Source organism: Pollutimonas nitritireducens, assembly GCF_002849615.1.
Taxonomy (GTDB): domain Bacteria; phylum Pseudomonadota; class Gammaproteobacteria; order Burkholderiales; family Burkholderiaceae_B; genus Pollutimonas; species Pollutimonas nitritireducens.
In genome coordinates this window covers 129775-151937 of the sequence record NZ_PDNV01000012.1, presented here as the reverse complement: position 1 = coordinate 151937, position 22163 = coordinate 129775, and the positions used below count along the sequence as shown (strand labels likewise).

The window sequence follows — 22163 nt, the reverse complement described above, 5'->3', positions numbered from 1 at the left end:
CTTGAGAGGCCGCCACCAAAGAAAGAGAATCGCTCATCGAAATACGTGTCCATCTCAAAAAATACATGGACACGTATCTTGATGAGATTTAACCCAAATTTCTAGGCGGTACAGGGCGGGCCGTTACTCTCAGACCACTATGTCGCGCTCTGCTTCGATGCCTACAATTCCGGCGTTATAAGCCAAGGCCGACTGGCCGAGGCGCTTCTATGCAGCCATGCCGAATTGCTCGAACTGGCAAATCTTTACGGGCGATCTCTCCATGGCCATTGATCCATCCAGATTCCATCCGATCAACGTCGTCGACACGTGCTCGGTTTGGAACATCCTGTCCTCGCCGCGGCTAAACGCAGCAGCCAAGGAGGCTAAATGTGACTTTTGCGTGACTAACTTTGTCCAGTATGAGTGCCTGACTAAGTCGCGAAAGTCTATCTTGCCTAGAGAACAGGCATTGATGGATCGCTTACGCGCTGAGCAACAGCGCGGTGCCTTTCAGACCCACTCGTGTAGCATTGAGGATCTTCAAATCGTCGAGATTTTAGAAAAACGCAACAAGCTAGGTAAAGGCGAGCTCTCCTCGATTGCCTTCGCCATGAAGATCCGCCAAGGGTTCATCACCGATGACAGACAGGCTCAGACGTTGGCGAAGGACTTCGGTCATCCTCACTCTCAATCAACGCCGCACCTGTTTTCTTGGCTCATATTTACTAACAGGTTGAGTGATGGGGACAAGGACACCGTCATCGCTCAGCATATAGACGCGGGAAGGCAAATGGCACAACACTTGCAGAAAGCCTACGAGATGGCTTTGCAATGTAGGCTCAATTCTGCGGTTAGGGCCTGATGCGCGGATAAGCCACATTCGCCGCTCACAAAGCTCCGAACGTGTCGTATTGAGCTTCGGAGCCGACGATGTCGATTTAGAACTGATCGAGCGAACCATTATCCTCGCGCCGGGCTTATTTCTAGCGTTCGCTTGTAAACAGCTTGCTCCTTACTCGAACGAAATCCTTGACGGCTTCTTCTAAAACACTGAATTCCAGAACACCCATTGGCAGCGAGAGGTTGAACATGCCGCGCCGAGCCGGCCAGATACCACGTTCGATCAAATCGAAATAGAACAGGTCTCGTAAATTCATATCGCTCCCAGTAAGATCGCGCACACTCTCTATCTCGCCTCCGCACATATGAACATTCATCAACGACCCCACACCGGTAAACTGCATTGGGAAACTCGCTTGAGCCGCGATCTCATTTAGGCGTTCACGTAGACTATTCCCACGTTCAGTAAGCTGCTCCGCAATAATTGGGGTGAATACCTTTTCGAGGCCGACGGCACCGGCGGTCATGGTAAAGACGTTATTGTTGAAGGTACCTGCATGGGAAAAGGCACCAACACGTGACGGATCGAAGTGGCTCATCAAATCTTCTCGTCCGCCAAACGCTCCAAAACTGAATCCGGCTCCTATGTACTTCCCGAGAGTCGTGATATCTGGCGTGATGCCATACATTTCCTGAAGACCTCCGCCTGATAGTCGCGAAGTCATGACTTCGTCAAAGATCAGCGTCACACCGTTCTGTTCCGTCCAGTCTCGCAATTGCCTTAAAAAGGACGGGCTGGCTGGAATGCAGCCCCCAGAACCTTGCATGGGCTCGATCAAAACGCACGAGAGAGCCTGTGCGTTTGCTTCCAATAAAGCGCGCGTTCCGTCCCAGTCGTTATATGGCGCAACCACGAAGTCAAAAGGAGCAGTAAGGGGATTCTGTACTGTCTTGAAGACAAAAACGCCACCGTGATAAGCACCATCAAATACTAGAACTTTGCTGCGGCCGCTAATCGCACGTACAGCGGAAATCGCATATAGGGTCGCTTCAGTCCCCGAATTCGTGAAACGAACACGCTCAATAGAGGGGAACCGGTCACAAATGAGACGCGCCAGCTTCTCCTCCTGCTCGATATGTCCACCCCGAACCCATCCGCTCTGTAGCGCGCTCTCTACCGCTTCACGTAACAGGGGATCTGAGTGTCCGTAAAGGCCAGCCGTGAACTCGCCCAGATAGTCCACATACTCTTTACCATCCAGCGATGTCACACGACATCCTTCCGCCGACGCCAGCGTGATCGGAAATGGATCGCTATAAAGCACGGTACGAGTATTGCCTCCTGGAAGCACTTCAGCCGCCTTGCGATGTTGCTGGTAGCTACGGGGATTGGCATCACGATATCGTTCGTGTGCCGCCTCGAGCTCAGCGGAAATATTGGATGCAAGCGCAGTTTTAACGTTCATATTGTCGATCCCCAGTGAAGGCCCTAATACACGGATGTTTTGTTTACTGAATTAATGCTTTATCGAGCGCCACAGTAAATCGACTGACTATTTCGTCGATTTCGTCCGCGGTAACGTTATAGGCTGGAGCAAAAAGGACGTGATCCCCATTGACGCCATCCACCGTACCTCCTCCGGGGTACACCATCAGGGCGCAATCCAGTGCAGCCTGCTTTACCCTTGCATAAAGCTTTCGCTCGGGAGAAAATGGCGTTTTTAGATTCCTGTCTGCGACCAATTCGACCCCAACGAAGAGGCCGCGACCGCGCACATCGCCCACGTTATGGTGATTTTTTAGGTTTTCGTTAAGCCCGATTATTAGCTGCCTCCCGCGCTCACGCACATTGTTTAAAAGGCCCTCCTCGACGATGACCTCTTGGACAGCAAGGGCAGCCGCACAAGCAACGGGATGTCCCATATAGGTGAAGCCATGCAGCAAAGTCGCGCTTCCATTCTCGAGCGTGCGGACAATATCCTCAGCTACTAGCGTCGCACCGATAGATTGATAACCGCCACCGAGACCCTTCGCGATGGTGAGAATATCAGGAGTAACCTCATCTTCGGCGCATGCGTAGAACACGCCGGTTCGACCGGCGCCGCACATAATTTCGTCAAGGATAAGCAGAACCTCGTATTGATTGCAGATCTCTCGTATACGCTTGAGATATCCCGGCGCGGGTGGTGCACATCCCAATGTCGCACCAACAATCGGTTCGGCAATGAATGCAGCGACATTTTCCGGCCCTAGCTCTAATATTGCCCGCTCGAGTTCATTTGCCGCACGCATGCCGTACTCCAGATCCGTTTCACCGGGATGCTTCAGGCGATAGCTATAGCAGGGGTCTATGAAGTGGACCTCGAAAAGCATGGGTGCATAGGTAACACGCCTCCCCACATTTCCGCTCACCGATAGCGCTCCAACTGTCGCTCCATGGTAGCTTTGGCGCCTGGCAATAATGCGATTCTTCTCAGGTTTACCACGCTCCACCCAAGTCTGGCGTACCAGTTTCAAAGCGCATTCTGTACTCTCCGAACCACCCGAAGAGAACACGACTCGCGATAGGCTCGGTGGAGCATCTTTGAGCAATGCAGTAGCTAGTTGTTCAGCCGGCTGCGAGGTAAAAAAACTTCCGTGAGCATACGCAAGGTAATCCAGCTGATTTGCAATAGCAGAAGCAATACGAGGATGACCATGGCCCAGGCACGAAACGGCCGCGCCGCCGGAGACGGCGTCCAGGTAACGCTTGCCTTCACCATCTTCGAGCCATACGCCGCTGCCGCGCACGGCGACAGGCATGGATTGCCCAAGCTGACGATGCAGTATGTACGTCATGAGCGCGTGCTCTCTGAAAAATATTGATTCCTTTCGTCCGAGGCAACCAACTCCGACTCTCTCTGCGAAGCATCGCCATAGCCTCCGCCGCCAGGAGTCCCGACCTCGATCCAATCACCGGCCTTGAGCTCGAAATCCTCTCCCTTCGATAGGTGTTCCGGAACACTGATCTCGCCGCTCTGACAAACCCGTATGGTGTTAGGTGCCCCGGGCTCGCCGCCTAGAATACCCGGAGGCCCAGTGCGACCATGATCCATAAGAAATGACGCCTTGGCTGTGCCTCGGAGCAGGCGCACTTTGTAATTGACGCCAAAGCCCCCACGAAATTTTCCCACGCCTGCCGAGTCTTCTCGCAAAGCATAATGATCGAAAATCAACGGATAACGCTGCTCAAGCACCTCAACAGGTTGACTCTTCGAGATTCCAATAGTGGAACAACCATTGGTAATCCCATCGCCGCCCCACCAGCCGCCGTAACCGCCACCAGAGAAGTAGTACATGATGTACTCCCTCTTATCTTCAGGGTCGAAACCGCCCATGCCGAGATTACCGCTCGTACCCGCCGGTGCGGCGAAAATCTTCTGGGGTAGCGCTTCAGCGAATGCCAGGAAAACCACCTCCATGATCCGTTGCGATACCTCAGCTGCACAACCGGCAACGGGCCGCGGGTATTCGGCGTAAAGGAAAGTTCCGCGCGGCGGGGCAACCGTAATCGGTTTGAAGCAACCCGCGTTTAGTGGCACGTCGGGAAATATATGCTTCATGGCCAAGTAAACAGACGAAAGCGTCGTAGCCCAGACAGAATTCAGTGGACCGGCACACGGTGCGCTGGATCGGGACAGGTCAAACGATATCTCAGGCCCCTTCACGCAAATATCGACAGCAATTTCCAATGCTTCATTCACAATGCCATCGCTGTCCATATACGCCGTTGCCGAATAAGTACCGTCCGGGATGGTTTCAATGTGAGAGCGCATAATGCGTTCTGCCCGCACTTCGAGCTCCATGATCGCTGCTTCCACCAGATCTACGCCATAACGATCCAACAATGCAGTCAATCGGCGAGCCCCTGCGTCCAATGCAGCGATCTGTGCCTTAATGTCTCCGATGCGCTCATCGGCGACCCGAATATTCGCCAATACCAACTTGACGATTTCCGGGTTCATCTTGCCTCGATCCACCAGCTTGATTGGCGGTATGCGCAAGCCTTCCTGATGAATCTCGGTAGCGGTACTGCTGAAGCCGCCCGGCACCATGCCACCGGTATCGGGCCAGTGACCTGTATTCGCCAGATGACACCATGGCTTACCCTTGTAATAGAAGGGGCGCACCATCTTGACATCCATGAGGTGCGTGCCGCCTTGGTATGGGTCATTAATGATGATCACGTCTCCATCGTTTAGATCGTCGCGAGCTTCGCAGACACAACGTGTGGTCTCCTGCATGACGCCGATAAAAATTGGGAGCCCAAGCGCGCCCTGTGCGATCAGCCGGCCATTGTTAAGTCCATAGATACCATTCGAGCGATCAAACGATTCTGAGATAATCGGAGAGAAAGATGTTTTCTGGTGCACGAGGTCCATCTCGTTGCAGACCTGTTGCAAACCCTTATCAATGACCGTGAGAGTGACGGGATCAAGCTTGCTAACCGCCCTTATGTTAGTGTTCATGTTCATGCCTCCACCGCCGCTTGCGACGCATACCTGACAGTGTTAACACTGCCCACTTTGATAAGAATGCTGCCGAACTCGTCGACCACACATGACGCACCGGGGTCAACTACGATGGTCGTATCAGCCTGTTCAATGATCGCAGGCCCTTCTACAATGCCATGTAACGGTAGTTTTTCACGTTGGAAGATGAGCGCATCGTGCCATTCGCCGGCGAAGTACACCCGACGCTTTCCCACAATTGCCTGATCGACGTCGCCATTTTGAGGGCGAAAGATAGAAAGATCCACAGGCGCCCGAACACCAATCACAGTCGTACGTACATTCACAAGCATGGGTTTCATTTCAGGCAGTGAAAGGTTGAATCGGTCCAGATACAGCTCCGTGAACTTTCCCTTCACCGCTTCAATATTGAACTCTGCACTGACCACCGGGATGGTCATTACATGTGATTGGCCACGATAGAGAACATCAACCTCGTTGCAAATTTCTATCGATTCCACTTCGACATTCCCAATTTGCAGCAAGGCCCTTCCTTCATCTGCCTGCGCGTTCATCAGTTCGACAACCTCCAGTGGATCAAGGTCATCGAACAGCTTGTTAATCGTTTGCACAAAGTCATGACGGACATTTGCCATGACGCAGCCCAATGCCGATGTCAGGCCAGGAAAACGAGGCACAACCACTTGTGGAATCCCCAGTTCGCGCGCGATAGCAACCGCGTGTAGCGGACCGGCTCCCCCATAAGGCATCAAAGCAAAATCTCGAGGATCACAACCCTTATCGATCGAAATCAGCCGGATCGCCCCCACCAAATCTTGTACTGCCACTTCAATAATCGCTGCCGCTGCGTCGATTGCCGTTAAACCTAGCGGCGCCCCCACCTCTTCAACCATTGCCTTTTCGATCTTCACAATCGAAGCTTTCTCATCGGAGCCAGTAATTGAATTCGGGTTGATACGGCCCAATAGGAAGTTCGCGTCAGTAATGGTCGGGCGCTCACCGCCACGCCCGTAGCCAATCGGACCGGGGAAGGATCCAGCGCTTTCAGGTCCAACGCGCAACATACCCGCCTTATCAATATGGGCGATACTGCCCCCACCCGATCCAATGCTGTGGATGTCGATCATCGGGATTCGAATTGGGACCGCATAAGCCAAATCTTTTTCTGCCGTAATGACAGGCTCGCCATTGACAATGATCGCGACATCGTAACTGGTGCCGCCCATGTCGCCAGTTATCACATGCGGCAGATGCGAAGCCTTTGCGATTTGCGCCGCTGCGAGCACACCTGCTGCTGGGCCCGACATTACAGTTTGAACTGCATGCTGCCCAACAATGGATGATGACATCATCCCGCCGTTGGCTTGCATCACAAGCAACTGGTTCTTAAAACCTTCATCTTTGAGTCGCTGTGCTACCCGATCGATGTAGTCGCTGACAATTGGTCGTATTGAGGCGTGTATAGCTGCCGTGGAGCCACGTTCGAACTCACGCATTTCCCGGATGATCTCATGCCCGGCAACCACATTTTGATTGTGCCAATGAGCGCGAACGATTTCCGCACATCGACGTTCATGATCCGGATTCACATAAGAATGCAGAAAATGAATAACGATAGATTCAACACCTGCTCGGAGAAAATGATCAACAGCGCGCTTCACGTCATCCTCGGATAGAGGTACGACAACGTTGCCCCGGGCGTCCATGCGCTCGCGCACTTCCAGACGATCGCAACGATCAATCAGCGGTTGGAAACTGCCGGACAGTCCATATGCGTGCGGACGGGTGCGACGTCCTAGTTCCAGCGCATCGCGAAATCCTTGAGTAGTTATCAGGCCGCAACGCGCCCCCTTGCGCTCAAGGACGGCGTTAGTGCCAGCCGTCGTGCCGTGTACAAGCCAGTCAATGCTATCAATCGGAACCTCGAGCGCATGCAGGCCGGAGAGGAATCCGGTAGCACGGTCGTCGACGGTCGTCGGCACCTTCGCAGTCCGGAGAATTCCGGCTTCGCTATCCAGCAGAATGAAGTCGGTAAAAGTGCCACCGACATCGACGCCTACACTCACGCTTCCCATAAACCCATCCTTTGTTATTTCGAATTTCGAAATCTAATTCCGATAAACGAAATTAAGCCAGCTATAATTATCTCCGTCAATAAGGCACATACCGATTGACGGCGCATCACATATATGGCACAAGTATGCACCGCACGCGGACAGTCGCTGGCACAAACAAAGGACTATTCAAATCAATGAACGCAGAGCGGCAAAGCCCACTGGAACGTTATTTATCTATTTTAGAGATCATCGCCGCGTCCCAGCGCCCCCTCAGCCTGACTGAGCTGGCAAATATCATCCAACTGCCTAAACCTACAGTTCATCGCTTGGTCGGATCCCTGCAAGCTTGCGGAGCACTAAAAACCGAAGAGCGAAATCAGCGGGGGTTCTCGATCGGGCGGCGCGTAACGCGCTTGCTGCATCTCAGTCAGGATCCTTCCGTTATCAATAACTATGCGCAGATTGTGTGCGATCAACTGACGAAAACCGTCGGCGAAACCTGCTATCTCGTGCGCATCGGAAATGACGCAGTGCACACTATCGCGAGATCAGTTCCCGACCAAGGTTATCGGCTGCACGTTTTTCCCGGCCACGAACTTCCTACTCATGCAGCGGCCTCAGCGAAGGCTATTCTGGCTTATCAAGATGACGCAACCATCCGGCGCCTACTGCACCCTCCTTTTAAGCGCTACACCGACCAAACCAAGTCGACGATGGTGCATGTCATGGAAGACCTGGATCAAGTGCGAAAACAGGGCTACGCAATATGCGATCGAGAGATCGATAGCGGAATCATGGCGTACGGATGTCCCGTTTTCTCAGGGGACAATGAAGTGATCTACAGCGTGGGAGTAACTGGCCCAGTGAACCGACTTTCGCAAAAGCCGGCAGATTACTGGGTAGAAGCCCTCAGAATCGGAGCAGACCAATTCGCAAAAATGTTGCAAGCCGGCCTGGCTCCAGAGGAACTGTAGCGCCCCCCAAGGGACGCTATGCCAATCATAAACACGGTTCTAGAATAGCTGTCGCGGAAGCCACAGGACAATCTCGGGCACAGCCATCATTAGCACAATCGCACCGGTCATAATAGCAATGAACGGCAATACCGACCTATAGATATCAGGCATCGTGATAGACGGCGGGGTCACGCCGCGCAAGTAAAACAAGTTGTAGCCAAAAGGTGGTGATAGAAAGCCGATCTCCATGTTGATGATAAAGAGAATTCCAAACCATACTGGATCAAAGCCTAACGCCAATATGATCGGAAGAAAGATCGGCACGGTAATCATGATGATTCCCACCGTATCAAGCACCATCCCCATCAATAGAAGAATAAGCTGCATTCCAACGAGGATTACCCAGCGATTGACCTCTAGTCCGAGGACAAAGCTTTCAATCATGCGCCCTGCTCCCATTCCTGTATAGAACGTGGAGAGGGCGCTGGCACCGATGATGATCCAGAAAATCATGCATGAGAGCATTAGTGTTTCATGGCATGCGCTTTTTACATCCGTCCACCGCAGCCGACGTAAACATAATGCCGCGATTAAGGAGCCCGCCGCACCAACAGCCGCCGACTCTGACACACTGGCAATGCCGGTGAACATTGATCCAAGTACCGCGACTACGATCACGAGCGGAAAAAATAAGCCCCTCAGACCGACGAGCTTTTCGCTCCAAGAGTAAGCTCGAATCGACGTCCCGCCAGCAGTCGAAGGCTGCAACCATCCTCGAACTAAAATATAGACACAAAATAGCGCCGCTAATAAAAGACCGGGAACCAGTCCCCCGGCATACAACTTGCCAACGGAAGTGCCCGAAACCAACGCATATACGATCATGGTTACGCTGGGGGGAATCAGAATTCCTAATGACCCGCCGGCTGCGACCGTACCCAGGGCCATATCTTTTCCATAACCCCGTGCGAGCATTGCCGGAACAGCAATCATACCCATCGAAACGGTCGAGGCTCCGCTGATACCGGCCATACACGCAAAGATTGTACAAATCAGAACCGTGCCTATTGCAAGCCCGCCGCGGACCGAACCAAAGAATCGTTCCATAGCGTCATACATGTCTTCTGCAACTTTTGCCTTTTGCAGCATAGAGGCCATGAACACGAAGAGCGGAATCGCTAGATACTCGAAGCTTGTAGTTGTAGAGAAAGCCCGCATTGGGACCATGGTCAACGCCATGGGACTCCAAAAGGCGGCAATCATTGCGATGCTGACACCGGATAAAGTAATAGCGATCGGGACGCCGACGGCGAGAAAAAATAACATACCGCCAAATAGCAGGCCGGTAACGAGTAAGGGGTCGCCCATGTTGGTTCCTTCAGTGTTACATCGAAACGGTGTTAGGTTCGGAGGTCTGCGCGGGAGGATCACGCCATAAATGCAACAAATGCGATAACCAAGCCAGACCAAGCAGCCCACCGCCCAAAGGAATCATTAACTTGGGAAGCCAAACCGGTCCTGCCCATGCACCCGTGGCAGACCGCTCACCCATTGCAAAGGACGATAAAAAGAAGTCACCTCCACGCCACACCAGGACACCAACGAATAGAACGAGCAGCGTTGTGGACAGGAAAGTATCAACATACTTCTGATTTTGACGACTAAGTCGCGCAAAAAAAATGTCCACTCTGACAAAGTGGCCGCGGAGCAAGGCATACGGCCCACCAATCATGACGAAAACCGTAAGCAACCATGTACTGATCTCCTGCGTCCACGATAACGAATAAGAAAGCGCTCCGCGCGACACCATTTCCAGGACGATCAACGCTATCATCGCCAGTACAAATAGTGAAACAAATCGGCCTATGGCCGCTAGAAAGCCATCGATAATTCGGGTAATGCCATCAAGCATCGGATTTCCCTTTAGTGAAAATGACAGATACCGCTGAACGCAGCATCTGTATGGGCGCAAATTTAACGGCCCAGTTCGGCTAGGTACTCGTTAAGCATCTTCACCCCACGAGCAGCCAACGCATCTTCCTTTTCATAGGCGCGCCATAATGCGCGCGCTGCCTCCTCCATCTTGGCGAATTCCTCTGGGGGGATGGTACTGACCTGCACGCCCGCCTTTTTCATTTCTTGCATAGCTTTCGCATCGTGCATTTCACCTAGCGCCAAGTAGTCAAAAGACGAAGCAATTGCCGCCTCCTCCAAAATCGCTTTAAGGTCATCCGGCAATGCATCCCATGCTCTCTTATTAACGGCAAAAAAGTTATTCGGCACGGGTAGAGGTGAGGGCTCGACATAGTACTTGGCCACCTCGTGAAAGGAGCCATTGAAGTTACCCGCAGGACTCGCCCACCGTGCAGCGTCGATAACGCCGGTTGCTAGACCTGTATAAATTTCTCCGCCGCCCATGAACACGGGTGTAGCACCCATATTTGAATACCACTTTGCCTCAAGACCAAATGATCGAATTTTTAGTCCCTTAAAATCGGCCATAGAGGTAATAGGCTTTTTCGACATGATGTCCCACCTGGGAGACAACTGAGGGCCTAAGTAGTACACGCCATACTTGCCATAGGCCTCACGCGCTAAATCAATGAATCCCTTTTTGTAAAAAAAGTTGTAGCGCTCAAGTGGAGTATGCAATGACCCTGGGACACCATTTTCCAGATTTGCAAACGGACCAATCTTTCCAGCGTAGTAGCCCCCTGTCAGCACTGCGACTTCAGCGAGTCCGCCGCCAACTGCTTCGAGGCCGTCGCTAATCGGAAAAAGCGCCCCAACCGGGAAAACGTCAATCGTGATCCGACCGTTCGACATCTTATTGGACAGTTCCGCGAACTTTTTCTGCACTGCTATATAGCCTGGATCACCCGTATTCAGATTGCTCTGCAACCGCCAATGAAACTTTTCCTGAGCAGATGCACCGGCAGAGCAAACTGCAACGACACAGACGCTCAACAGCGCCTTTCCCATCAAAAGGAACACTTTTCTCATCACTACTCCTTAAACAGATTGAGCAAAAAATCTCATAAATCAAAACTAAGTTTCGTTTTTCATAACACCTTCCCGTATTGCAACAGAGATCGAGCACAGTTGGCATAGGGATTTATACTGTACGGACACAATTCCGCTGCTGGCCAGGACCGTAGCCCTGCTCTGAAAGTTCATCAAGGCGGGCTGCGTTGATCGCGATCTGTTCCGTGCTTCGAGCGAAGGCGTTCCTCAGGGCTGTGTCATCTCACCCCTGTTATCCAACATCATGTTGCATGAGTTCGATGCGTGGATGGAAGGGAACTACCTGAATAAGAAGGTGCGCAAGGATCGGTGGGCGTGGAACTTCGGCATTCTCAAGCAGCGGCCCATTGCTGTGCGAGAAAACCGGCAATGGAAACCTGCTGTAGCCTATTGCCGGTACACCGATGACTTTGTGATCGCGGTCAAGGGAACTCGTAAACATGCTGAGACCGTACGTAAGGCATGTCGCGGCTTCCTTGAAGGCGAACCGAAGCTCACGTTGAATATGGAGAAGACCCATATTACGCATGTGAATGACGGCTTCGTCTTCCTGGGTCACCGCATCATCCGCAAGCGAGGACCACGCGGTCGTATGCGACCTGTGACGACCATCCCGTGGGAGAAGTACCGGTGCTTGGCCGAGAGACTGGTCAAGCAATTGTCTGGCAACTACAGTATGAATCGGATGGACCTTATGGAGAGCCTGAACCGGCAAATTGCTGGCTGGGCTGCCTTCTATCAATACACCGACTACACGGCGACCATGTTCGCCAAGCTGGACCGTACTGTCCTCTGGAAGTTCGGGTACTGGCTTGCACGCAAGTATCGACGCGGCTTTGCAGCGTTGATGCGCGACCTTGTCCGGCGGCCCGAAGCGGGACAGGCGAAAACATGGGTGCTTCGCGGCCGGAATAGTCGGGGCTGGTACGGGGCGGTGGCGCTTCGGCGTCTTGTTAACAGCCGCAAGGCCCGCTTCACGTGGCGCAATCCTGCGGGAAACCCATTCATTCTGTGCGATGAGAAACGCAGCACCATCGAGTCGCGTTACGCTGATGTCGCCTTTGCTCTAAGCAACGCTTAAATGGAGAGCCGGATGCGCTGAGAGGTGCGCGTCCGGTTCGGAGCGGAGAGGCAGGGAAATAGTTCGACTACGCCCTGTCTCTTGCTCTACTCTCCACCTGGCAAGGATGGCTTTACGTGGCCTTTGTGATCGATGCTTTTGCCAAACGAATTGTGGGCTGGCGAGCAAGTACCCGTATGACCACGGACTTTGTTTTAGATGCGCTGGAGCAGGCGGTGTATGACCGACGCCCGAGCGAATCGGACCGATTGATTCACCACTCGGATCGCGGCTCCCAAGACGTATCTATTCGGTACACAGAACGCCTGGCAAAAGCTGGCATTAACCCCTCTGTTGGCAACACGGGAAGCGCGTATGACAACGCCTTGGCAGAGACGATTAACGGCCTGTACAAAATGGAACTGATCCACCGCAGGACGCCCTGGAAAACCCGAGCAGCCGTGGAATTGGCAACGCTCGAATGGGTGTCCTGGTTCAACCACCAACGCCTGCTAGGGTCGATCAGGGATGTGCCGCCGGCCGAAGCCGAAGAGCGTTATTATCGACAGCTCGCGGCACCCACTGCGGAACCTGTTTTACTTTAACCAAACAGCCTCCGCGATTTCCGGGACGATTCACCCGCGGCGTAGCAGCTTAAGGCGCGACAATACGTACGGCGCGACAAGCGAGCCGATCAGCAAAGCAAGCAGACCAAGCGTGATAGGACGCCCTAGCACGTAGGAGAAGTTTCCGCCACTTATCTGAAAGCTTCGAAGCAGTTCGGATTCTGCCATACCCCCGAGCAGCATTCCAATCACTGCGGCCGCCACCGAGTAATGATACTTACGTAGTAGCCAACCGATCGCTGAGAAAACCAGCAACGTCATGGGACCTACGATATCACCGGTTATCCCAAAGCATCCAAAGGTAGCCATGACTAGTACAGAGGGACCCAATATGCTTCTGGGCACCCGAACAATGGTAGCCAGAAGTGGGAGCAACGCCAGTCCAACAAAAAATAGTAGGACGGCTTGGCCTATGTTGGCAAAGATGATGGCATAAATGACATCAGCCTGCTCTGCCATGAAGCGCGGCCCGCCCGTTACATTGTGCACGCTAAACGCGGCCAAAAGCACCGCCGTACCTGCACCACCTGGTATGCCCAGAGCAAAGAGACTCACCATGCCACCGCCCTCGGAACTGCTGTTGGCCGCTTCTGAGGCGATTACGCCCCGTGGATTTCCCTTGCCGAAAGAATCCGGATCTTTGCTTCGGCGCTTCGCACTGCCGTAAGACACAAGATTGGCAACAGACGAACCAATACCTGGTACGGCGCCAATCATCGTGCCGATTATGCCGCCTCTGATGATTGTGCCAGGCATCGTGAGCGACACTCGCACCCCGCGCAATACTCCGCGTATGCTGATCGACTTCAGGTTTTTGTCAGCAGTCGGATCGTCCTTGGGTAGTGAGAACAGCTCCGCTGCTGCAAACATCCCGATCATCGCCGGAATGATTGCTACACCGTCAAGCAGATACGGGCTACCAAAGGTTCCCCTGATCATCCCCGTAGCGCTCATACCTATGGTGCCAACAAGCAATCCTGCTACTCCGATCAAAAGACTTCGAACCATGTAGCCGCCGCTAAGCGTAGCGATAAGCGTCAACCCCCATAGAATTATGACAAACATCTCAGTTGGGCCAAGGCTGAGCACGATTCCAGTCATAGGCTTAATCATCAGCATCAGGATTGAGTAGCCGATAAAGGTGCCTATACAAGAGGCTCCTAATGAAATGCCGAGCGCCTCATTATGCAGTCCCTTGCGGGTCATGGGATACCCATCAAAGGTGGTTGCAACGGCCGATGAGGTTCCTGGAATATTCATAAGAATGGCCGTTATGCCTCCTCCGAACATGCCCCCCGTAAAGATAGAGGTCAAAAAAAGGATAGCCGTCAAAAAGTCCAGAGTAAACGTAATGGGTAAGAACATGGCCATGGCCATGCTGGTCTGTAGCCCAGGGATGACGCCAAACACCAATCCAATGATGAGCCCCGGTATTACGAGGGACCACGGACCCCACGCAGAGAACAAAAGCGTAAATCCATCTGCAATCGAAGTGAAATCGAACATAATGGCCCGTTAATGTTAGAGAAGCAGCGTATGTAGGGGGTACGGAAGGATCGACTTAAATAGCAAAGTGGACGCCGCAGCAAATATCACGGAGTATCCGATGATAAAAACAACTCGGCGCTCACCATTAGCGAGAAGGGCCACCGCTAAGAAAATAGCGGAACCCACATCCATCCCAAGGACCGGCAGCAGTAAAATGTAGATCGCAAAGAGCCCCAGCATCACTATGGGCCGCGCGCGGTCGTAGAAGGACTCCGCTTCTCCTTTAGACTCTTCCACTGGTGCTTCGACATGGACATCATTGACCTCACGTCGGGCATCACGAACGATGCCTCCTAGCGTGAGTACACAGAGCAACAGTCCCAAAATAGATGCTGGTAGGATTAATACCAGGTTGCCCACCTTTGATGACGCCCCCATGGCATCAAAAAGGTACAAGCCAATTGCAACACCGATGCCAAGGACGACAAGTCCGTGGCGCCAGTCCACGCGTCTGAGCCAGTCTTTATTTTCCATGAGCGGTCCCGTTTATTACCTATGTTTGGTACTGGGTCAGTTCAAGAGGGTTCGGTATTTATTGATGATGTCGAAGTTACGCTGCATGATTTCAGTTGTTTTTTCTGGACCTAGCCAATCCGCACCCATTTGCATGCTGTTTAGCTGCTTGAGAAACTTTTCATTCTTCATCGTGCGCTCATACGCTGCTACCAATTTATCGAATCGCTCGGGATACTTTTGCTTAAATGCCGCTGAGGTAGCCACGCCGCGGATCGACCCATCAAGCAAAGGGATCTCAATGCCCATAGGCTTCAGCGCTTCATTTACCGGGGTGGCCTCTTCCCAATTTTCGAGGGGCTGATCGCGAACAATAGCGATCGGGCGGATCATATCTCGTATGCCATCGCTGCCTTCTGCGGCCAAGATGGTGAAGTCGACCTGGCCACCCGCTACAGCCGAGCGTGCTTGCCCCCCGCTTTCGTACGTGACAATGTTCAGGTTTTTAATTGGGATTCCAGCCGCTTCCAGAAGAAGGTGCGTAGTGATCTGGCCAGCGGAACTTGGTACAACACTGACGCTATGCTTGCCCGGATTTGCTTTGATAGACTCTAACAACTCTGGCAATGTCTTAAATGGCTGGTCTTTATGCACGGCAATGAGATCGTAGTCAGACCACTGCGCATTGACAAAAGCGAAATCATCAAGCGAGTAGGTTGCATTGGTATGCACAATTGAGTTTGCAAGGTACGGAGATATGGAGCTTGCTAGCATCGTATAGCCCTCTTCGCGCTGAGCTAACACGTAAGTGGCTGCCAACTGTCCCCCTGCCCCAGGTCGGTTTACCACCACAACTGGCTGCTTGAGCTCTTCCCCCAGGTATTGCGCTAATAATCGGATTACGCGATCAGCACTGCCGCCGACACCGAAGCCAACAACAAAATTAACTGGCTGACTTGGCCAATCATCGGCGGCTATCGCCGGCGCTTGTACAGTCATCGCCGAGATGACAAAGGCACAAGATGCACCCCATAGGGCAAGGCGGCGCGAAACGGGTATTGGATGCGACATGTCTTCCTCCGAATGTTTCTTTGTTGTGATTAAAGTGCCGATTCACCATAATTCGCTAGTCTCACATTGTCAACAATTTCCGTTTTAATATTTTTCTTGATGTAGGTTAAAACCCTTAATAATTAAGGGTTTATCCTTACTATGGTTAAATAAAGCTTCCTACTAATTAGAATTCACATAGACTATTGTCAACAATATGAACAATCAGACCTCTTCCTCTTCCGGTGAATTAAACAATGCGACGTTGTCAGATCGGGTGTACGTCATGATGGCCGATGCCATTATTCGAGGCGAATACCCTCCCGGTTCGCGTCTCATTGAGATAAATCTTGCGGAGCGCTACCAAATCAGTCGGGGGCCGCTCCGCGAGGCCATGCGCCGGTTAGATGAGCGCCGGCTTATCGTGCGAACCGCTCGTCATGGCGCACGGGTGGCCGAACTTTCTTCCGAAGTTCTGGCGGAGATTTCAATGGTGCGCGAACTGCTCGAGAGTGCCGCCTGCCGCTTGGCCGCTGAAAATATGAGTGATGATGAGATTAAGCAGCTCAATGCGATCGTGGACTCTGATGCCACCTTAGTTGCGCAAGGGGAGACGTACTACCGCACAGAAAGTACGCTAGACATCCACTTTTGTATTGTTCGCGGCGCGCGCAACTCCATCATCGAAGGGCTTTTATGCAGGGAGCTCTATCCGCTCATACGGATGTACCGGTACCAGCACAAAGTTGTAGAAGGCCGGGCAGACAGTGCCCTAAAAGAGCACCGCGCCATTGTGGATGCCATTAGCAACCGAGATGGGGAGCTTGCGCAGCTACTGATGCTGCGCCACCTTGCTTCCTCGCGCAAACATCTTCTTGATGCGATTACTTTAAACCCCCAAAAGCAGTCTGAAGCTGCCTAAAACGAAGGGAATACATACCTATGACAACGACAAAGACATTGCGCGAATTGATAAACCGAGCGCAGGCACTCGTGGCGCCTGGCGCCTACGATGGTCTCGGGGCCAGGCTTATCGAGCAGGCGGGCTTTGACGCCGTCTATGCAAGTGGTGGCGCGATCGCGCGAAGCACTGGTATCCCGGATCTCGGATTGATGAGCATGTCTGAGGTGGTACAGCGCCTTGAGACCATGGTCGAGGCCGTAAACATACCTGTGATTGCCGATGCGGACACCGGTTACGGCAATGCGCTTAATGCCCAGCGTACGGCCAAGGCGTTTGAGCGCGCAGGCGTAGCCGGCCTGCACTTGGAAGATCAGCAATACCCTAAGCGCTGCGGCCACTACGACGATAAAAGCATCGTTCCGGTACAAGAAATGGCACAGAAATTACGGGCGTTGCGTGATGCACTCACTGATGATGATTTTGTCGTCATTGCGCGAACCGATGGTCTGGCGATTGAAGGCTACGAGAAAACGATCGAAAGAGCCCACAAATATATGGAAGCTGGCGCCGATCTGATTTTCGTGGAAGCGCCCACCTCCATTGAGCAAATTGAGTCCATCGCTCGAGATCTTCCTTATCCCAAGCTAATAAACATGTTTAAAGGAGGCAAAACGCCCTTCGTGCCCGCCCCACGCTTGGCCGAGCTTGGCTACAAGATCGTTATCGTACCAAGCGATCTGCAACGGGCAGCAATCAAGAGCATGCAAAACGCCCTTGAAGCTATTAAATCAGGCAATGAGTACCACCCCGCGTATGAGGCAATGGTGAGTTTTCAGGATCGCGAGGTCTATATCGGTACGTCCGAGTATCTGGAGAGAGAAGCCCGCTATGCGAGCTAAAGATAGGGAGGCGCCCACAACAATCACATATTCGGAGACAAAAATGGGTCGATCTAAAGACAGCATGTCGGTGTTGCGCGAGTTTAAATTCAACAATAGGCCCCATCAGTATTACAGCCTAAAGGCCGCAGAAGAAAACGGTGCGGGACCCGTCATGAGCTTGCCCCGTTCACTTAAGGTGCTATATGAGAACATGTTGCGCCATGAAGACGGGTTGGCAGTCACACGCGAACACCTCACCTCTTTTTGTGAGGCAGTTCGTGCCAAGCACTTTGATCAGGAAGTGTTCTTTCATCCCACACGAATTCTGATGAATGATTCCGCGGGTATCCCGCTTATGGCAGACCTGGCTGCTCTTCGGGCCGCGGTTGCCCGAAATGGGGGCGACCCGGATCGTATCAATCCGCAGATTCCTGCCGATATGGTGGTGGATCACTCGGTTATGGTCGACGCCTATGGCACCGCGCAAGCTTTCGAAGACAACCTTGACATCGAGTTCTCTCGGAACGCCGAGCGCTATAAGTTCCTTAGGTGGGCCCAGCAGTCCTTTTCAAACTTTCGCGTGGTACCTCCCGGCACCGGCATCTGCCATCAAGTTAACGTAGAGTTCCTGGCACGCGGAATTTGGACTGCAGAAGCTGGCGATACGGTGTTGGTCTATCCGGAGACGCTTCTTGGAACAGATAGCCATACACCTATGATCAACTCGCTTGGCATCATGGGCTGGGGCGTAGGTGGCATCGAGGGAGGCGCGGCCATGCTCGGCCAGCCCATCACAATGGCTTTACCGCGCGTGGTTGGCTGCCGTCTTGTTGGGCGCTTGCAACCTGGCGTCACGGCAACAGACCTTGTGCTCACGCTTACCCAGCGTTTGCGCGAATATAAGGTTGTCGCCGCGTTTGTAGAATATTTCGGGCCGGGTCTGGCAAGCCTTGCGTTTTCGGACCGGGCCACCGTGTCTAACATGGCGCCTGAGTACGGCGCTACGATGGGTTTCTTCCCAGTCGATGCTCAGACCTTGCAATACTTAGCGCAGACGGCCCGAGGCGAGTCGAATGAACTCATTGAGCATTACGCGCGCATGCAAGGCCTATGGCACGACCCAGATGAGCCTCAGCCATCCTACGATGAAGTGCTTGAAGTAGACCTTTCTGAGATTGTTCCGTGTATTGCCGGGCCACGCAGACCGCAAGATCGTATCGCCCTTAGCGAAGCGGCTGCTCGCTTTGACGAGGACGTGTACAAGAACGCACCTGCCTTGCCCAATGGTGTCGTACCGGTGGCTGGCCACGAATGGACGATGGATCATGGCCACGTGGTCATCGCATCAATCACAAGCTGCACCAATACGTCAAACCCCTCAAATATGTTGGCAGCGGGCTTACTTGCCAGGAACGCCTTGCGCCTCGGGTTGGCTAGCAAACCCTGGGTGAAAACGTCTCTCGCACCAGGATCGCGCGTAGTCATGGATTACCTGGCGGCCGCAAAAGTCCAGGACAGCCTCGATGAGTTGGGCTTTAATTTGGTGGGCTTTGGTTGCGCCACCTGTATGGGCAATTCGGGGCCGTTAGATTCTCACATCGCCCAAGCGATCGAAAACAGTGAGATCGTTACCACTGCGGTTCTGTCTGGCAACCGAAACTTCGAAGGCCGCATCCATCCGCTCGTTAAGGCGAACTACATTTGCTCGCCTCCGCTTGTTGTGGCCTATGCGCTGGCGGGTACATCTCGGATAGACTTTGAAAATGACCCGCTAGGCACTTCACCTGACGGCAAACCAGTATTTCTCGCTGACATTTGGCCCGACGCGCTAGAGGTCGCTGAACTTGTCAATACTGCGCTTGATCCTGAGCGATTCCGAGAGCGCTATAAAAACGTCTTTGAGGGAGACGCGCGCTGGAATGCGCTGCATGTGGCGAGTACCGATACGTTCCAATGGGAACCCACGAGCCTCTATATGAAGCAACCGCCCTTCTTTGACGATCTCACCCCTGAGCTACCCGAGCGTAAGACCTTAGAGGGCGCTCGAGCGCTCCTCGTCTTAGGCGACTCGATCACTACGGATCATATCTCCCCTGTTGGTACGATTACTGCAAGCTCCTCAGCTGGGCAATACTTGCGCAGCCTTGGGATAGAGCCTGCCGACTTCAACTCTTTTGCCGCGCGGCGTGTTAATCATGATGTGATGCTACGCGGGGCGTTTGCCAACATCCGTATTCGGAATGAAATGGCCGATGGCCGCGAAGGCGGCTGGACGAGACATAGGCCTGATGGCGAAGTAATGTCAGTTCACGAGGCGGCAGCTCGTTATAAGGAAGAAGGCGTACCGTTAATTGTGATTGCGGGCAAGGACTATGGCGCCGGATCTTCGAGAGATTGGGCAGCCAAAGGCACTCAGCTACTGGGAATTCGAGCAATCATCGCAGAAAGCTTTGAGCGAATCCATCGATCCAACCTGATCGGTATGGGCGTCTTACCGCTACAGCTCCCACAAGGAGTCACTTGGGCAACGTTGGGCCTGGACGGCTCAGAAACATTTGACATAGCTAACGTGGAAGAAATCGTGCCAAGAAGCACGAAGGTCTGCACTATCACACGCGTCGACGGCACTCAGGCTAGCGTCGAACTGCTTTGTCGCCTCGATACTCCACTCGAAGCAGCGTATTACGAGCACGGCGGAATACTGCACTACATCGCGAGACATATGCTCGAGCCGGCGTAGCGTTCAAGTTCGGCCTCAAAAGACCAACAGTGCAGCGCGCGCACACTCATAAAGCATTTACAAACACCGTCTGAACTACTTGTGCCGTAAAGCATAAAGTGGCCAAATGGGCAGATTTGATGGCAGAAATGCCCGATGGATTACCGAAGCTTGATGATTGGGATGATGCGCGCCTAGTCGGCCGGGAAGTTCTATAGCGCTGGGCTGTCCCGAGCCGCCCTCCCTGGATCAGAACTAAAAAGTTATACCAACTAAACGTAACGTTGGTATAACGCTATAGGTACTGACTAAGATTCGATCTGACATGTGCTGTCAGCTGGATTAGAGTCGAACTGGTGTCTTTTGACACCCGGCGTGGGTCAAAGCGTCTTGCTGCAAGTCCATTCCTTGGTCGTAGGTTGAGGCCCTGGCCTAGCCGATTTTCATTTCATCATCCACAGACCCGTAAATGATGAAATTCTAGAGATGTTGATTTGTGGACGGATTTTTAGGTCCGTACACCTCGAAAAAGGCCTTCTTCGGACTCCAGTGAGCCATTTCTGTTAAACGGCCGTTTAACAAACAGCATGAAAGACAACAAGTTTCCGCGTTGAGCGTGCTCAACGCATTCAAAAAAGACCGCTTGATAAAAGAGAGATCAGACTTGGCCGTTGAGGATCACCTGTAGCTCAGAACTCGAAAGATCCGGCTGAACAACCGTTAGCAGGCCAATCCGATGGAGTTTGGCATAGCGCGGATCCTTGTCGGCGACCACATACAGCCACTTAACCTTGCGCAGGTGAACGAAATCGACTCCCCCTTTGGGAAGAGACTTCTTGCCGTGAAAGTTGGGGATGTATTCCCCCTGAATCTTCCCGGCTAAGAGGAATCCAGCTGTTGACGAGGGACTGATGACCCAATCTCCGTCCTTCATTTTGAAAGCAAAATTCCAAGGCATGTTGGCCGCAGTCTTGAAGGTACGCTCGTCATTCTTTGGATAGACCACTCTGAATTTTTCCACGTAATCCGCATAGTTACCCGCGTAAAGTCGCATGTCACCAATGGCAGGCCAGCCAATTGCAACGTAACCCTCTGTACCTGGCTCTGGCGGAAAAGGGCCTGCCATAGTGTTGAAGGTCTCAAGTTGGTTCCCAGCTTCACCAACAAAGACTCCCCATACCTTCGCTTCTGTAGACATTTTTAGTTCTCATAATCGTTGACAAGGTGTCATCCTAAACGACTTTAAAAATATCTTCAAGTTATTTTGAATATATCTTAGATAAATCTTCAATATATCTTAACCAGTTCTACTGCCTAAGCCGAAATCGACCATTTTGTGGAAATGTTGAGATACCAAGAATGGTGCAGGTCTCAAGTCAAATCAAACAATCACTGTACTTTGCATTTTGCTTATCGTTGTCTTTCGCGGGTTGCTCCGGGCAATATTCCTTCTGGGCTAGGTAGGCAATACCTGCCAACTCATCCGGTTTGGCTTTCCATTTCGCACCTTTTACTTCGTCAACCTATTCCCCTAGCTCAGGTGATCACTCCC

General features: G+C 52.6%; 17 protein-coding genes and 1 pseudogene. 7 read left to right on the top strand and 11 right to left on the bottom strand.

Features of this window, described 5'->3' with window-relative positions:
• Positions 1–262: 262 nt before the first annotated feature.
• Complete coding sequence (locus CR155_RS17825; RefSeq protein ID WP_102071389.1) at positions 263–844, top strand: hypothetical protein; 582 nt, start codon at positions 263–265, stop codon at positions 842–844.
• A 121-nt stretch (positions 845–965) separates the two neighbouring features.
• Here the strand turns inward: CR155_RS17825 and CR155_RS17820 are convergent, their stop codons facing one another.
• From CR155_RS17820 to CR155_RS17805, 4 genes are read right to left on the bottom strand one after another with little or no spacing between them, the layout of a single operon-like run.
• Positions 966–2288, bottom strand: coding sequence for an aspartate aminotransferase family protein (locus CR155_RS17820; RefSeq protein WP_102071379.1), 1323 nt, complete (start codon positions 2286–2288; stop codon positions 966–968).
• A 43-nt stretch (positions 2289–2331) separates the two neighbouring features.
• Positions 2332–3660, bottom strand: a complete 1329-nt coding sequence (locus tag CR155_RS17815) for an aspartate aminotransferase family protein (protein ID WP_102071378.1) — start codon at positions 3658–3660, stop codon at positions 2332–2334.
• On the bottom strand, positions 3657–5330 hold the full coding sequence (locus CR155_RS17810) for a hydantoinase B/oxoprolinase family protein (RefSeq protein ID WP_199171813.1): 1674 nt from the start codon (positions 5328–5330) through the stop codon (positions 3657–3659). The genes CR155_RS17815 and CR155_RS17810 overlap by 4 nt, the downstream gene beginning before the upstream one ends.
• 2 nt (positions 5331–5332) lie before the next feature.
• A complete protein-coding gene (locus CR155_RS17805) occupies positions 5333–7408 on the bottom strand; it encodes a hydantoinase/oxoprolinase family protein (RefSeq protein WP_102071376.1) in 2076 nt (691 codons plus the stop codon).
• Positions 7409–7584: 176 nt separating this feature from the next.
• Between CR155_RS17805 and CR155_RS17800 the strand changes: the two genes are divergently transcribed.
• Complete coding sequence (locus tag CR155_RS17800) at positions 7585–8364, top strand: IclR family transcriptional regulator (RefSeq protein ID WP_158238301.1); 780 nt, start codon at positions 7585–7587, stop codon at positions 8362–8364.
• A 39-nt stretch (positions 8365–8403) separates the two neighbouring features.
• Here the strand turns inward: CR155_RS17800 and CR155_RS17795 are convergent, their stop codons facing one another.
• The 3 genes from CR155_RS17795 to dctP form a co-directional block, all read right to left on the bottom strand.
• A complete protein-coding gene (locus CR155_RS17795) occupies positions 8404–9714 on the bottom strand; it encodes a TRAP transporter large permease (protein WP_102071374.1) in 1311 nt (436 codons plus the stop codon).
• Positions 9715–9730: 16 nt separating this feature from the next.
• A complete protein-coding gene (locus tag CR155_RS17790; protein WP_102071373.1) occupies positions 9731–10258 on the bottom strand; it encodes a TRAP transporter small permease subunit in 528 nt (175 codons plus the stop codon).
• Between the two features lie 62 nt (positions 10259–10320).
• Positions 10321–11349: a TRAP transporter substrate-binding protein DctP gene (gene dctP, locus CR155_RS17785; RefSeq protein ID WP_102071372.1), complete on the bottom strand. Its 1029-nt coding sequence runs from the start codon at positions 11347–11349 to the stop codon at positions 10321–10323.
• 172 nt (positions 11350–11521) lie between these two features.
• Between dctP and CR155_RS17780 the strand changes: the two genes are divergently transcribed.
• Positions 11522–12451 (top strand): reverse transcriptase domain-containing protein, encoded by a 930-nt coding sequence (locus CR155_RS17780; RefSeq protein ID WP_369406187.1) that lies wholly within the window; start codon positions 11522–11524, stop codon positions 12449–12451.
• 89 nt (positions 12452–12540) lie between these two features.
• Positions 12541–13035, top strand: a pseudogene (locus CR155_RS17775) (IS3 family transposase); the annotation flags it as partial.
• A gap of 30 nt (positions 13036–13065) precedes the next feature.
• Here CR155_RS17775 and CR155_RS17770 read toward each other — a convergent pair.
• From CR155_RS17770 to CR155_RS17760, 3 genes are read right to left on the bottom strand one after another with little or no spacing between them, the layout of a single operon-like run.
• Positions 13066–14562 (bottom strand): tripartite tricarboxylate transporter permease, encoded by a 1497-nt coding sequence (locus tag CR155_RS17770; protein ID WP_102071371.1) that lies wholly within the window; start codon positions 14560–14562, stop codon positions 13066–13068.
• A 15-nt stretch (positions 14563–14577) separates the two neighbouring features.
• Positions 14578–15078, bottom strand: coding sequence for a tripartite tricarboxylate transporter TctB family protein (locus tag CR155_RS17765; RefSeq protein WP_102071370.1), 501 nt, complete (start codon positions 15076–15078; stop codon positions 14578–14580).
• Between the two features lie 36 nt (positions 15079–15114).
• Positions 15115–16128 (bottom strand): Bug family tripartite tricarboxylate transporter substrate binding protein, encoded by a 1014-nt coding sequence (locus CR155_RS17760; protein WP_102071369.1) that lies wholly within the window; start codon positions 16126–16128, stop codon positions 15115–15117.
• Between the two features lie 196 nt (positions 16129–16324).
• Here CR155_RS17760 and CR155_RS17755 point away from each other — a divergent pair, with 196 nt between their 5' ends.
• From CR155_RS17755 to acnA, 3 genes are read left to right on the top strand one after another with little or no spacing between them, the layout of a single operon-like run.
• Positions 16325–17029 (top strand): GntR family transcriptional regulator, encoded by a 705-nt coding sequence (locus tag CR155_RS17755; protein WP_102071368.1) that lies wholly within the window; start codon positions 16325–16327, stop codon positions 17027–17029.
• 20 nt (positions 17030–17049) lie between these two features.
• Positions 17050–17910: an isocitrate lyase/PEP mutase family protein gene (locus CR155_RS17750; protein WP_102071367.1), complete on the top strand. Its 861-nt coding sequence runs from the start codon at positions 17050–17052 to the stop codon at positions 17908–17910.
• A gap of 43 nt (positions 17911–17953) precedes the next feature.
• A complete protein-coding gene (gene acnA / locus CR155_RS17745; protein ID WP_102071388.1) occupies positions 17954–20632 on the top strand; it encodes an aconitate hydratase AcnA in 2679 nt (892 codons plus the stop codon).
• Between the two features lie 637 nt (positions 20633–21269).
• Here acnA and CR155_RS17735 read toward each other — a convergent pair.
• The gene (locus CR155_RS17735; protein WP_102071366.1) at positions 21270–21809 is read right to left on the bottom strand and encodes a DUF8426 domain-containing protein; all 540 of its coding nucleotides are present in this window, start codon (positions 21807–21809) and stop codon (positions 21270–21272) included.
• Positions 21810–22163: the final 354 nt, after the last annotated feature.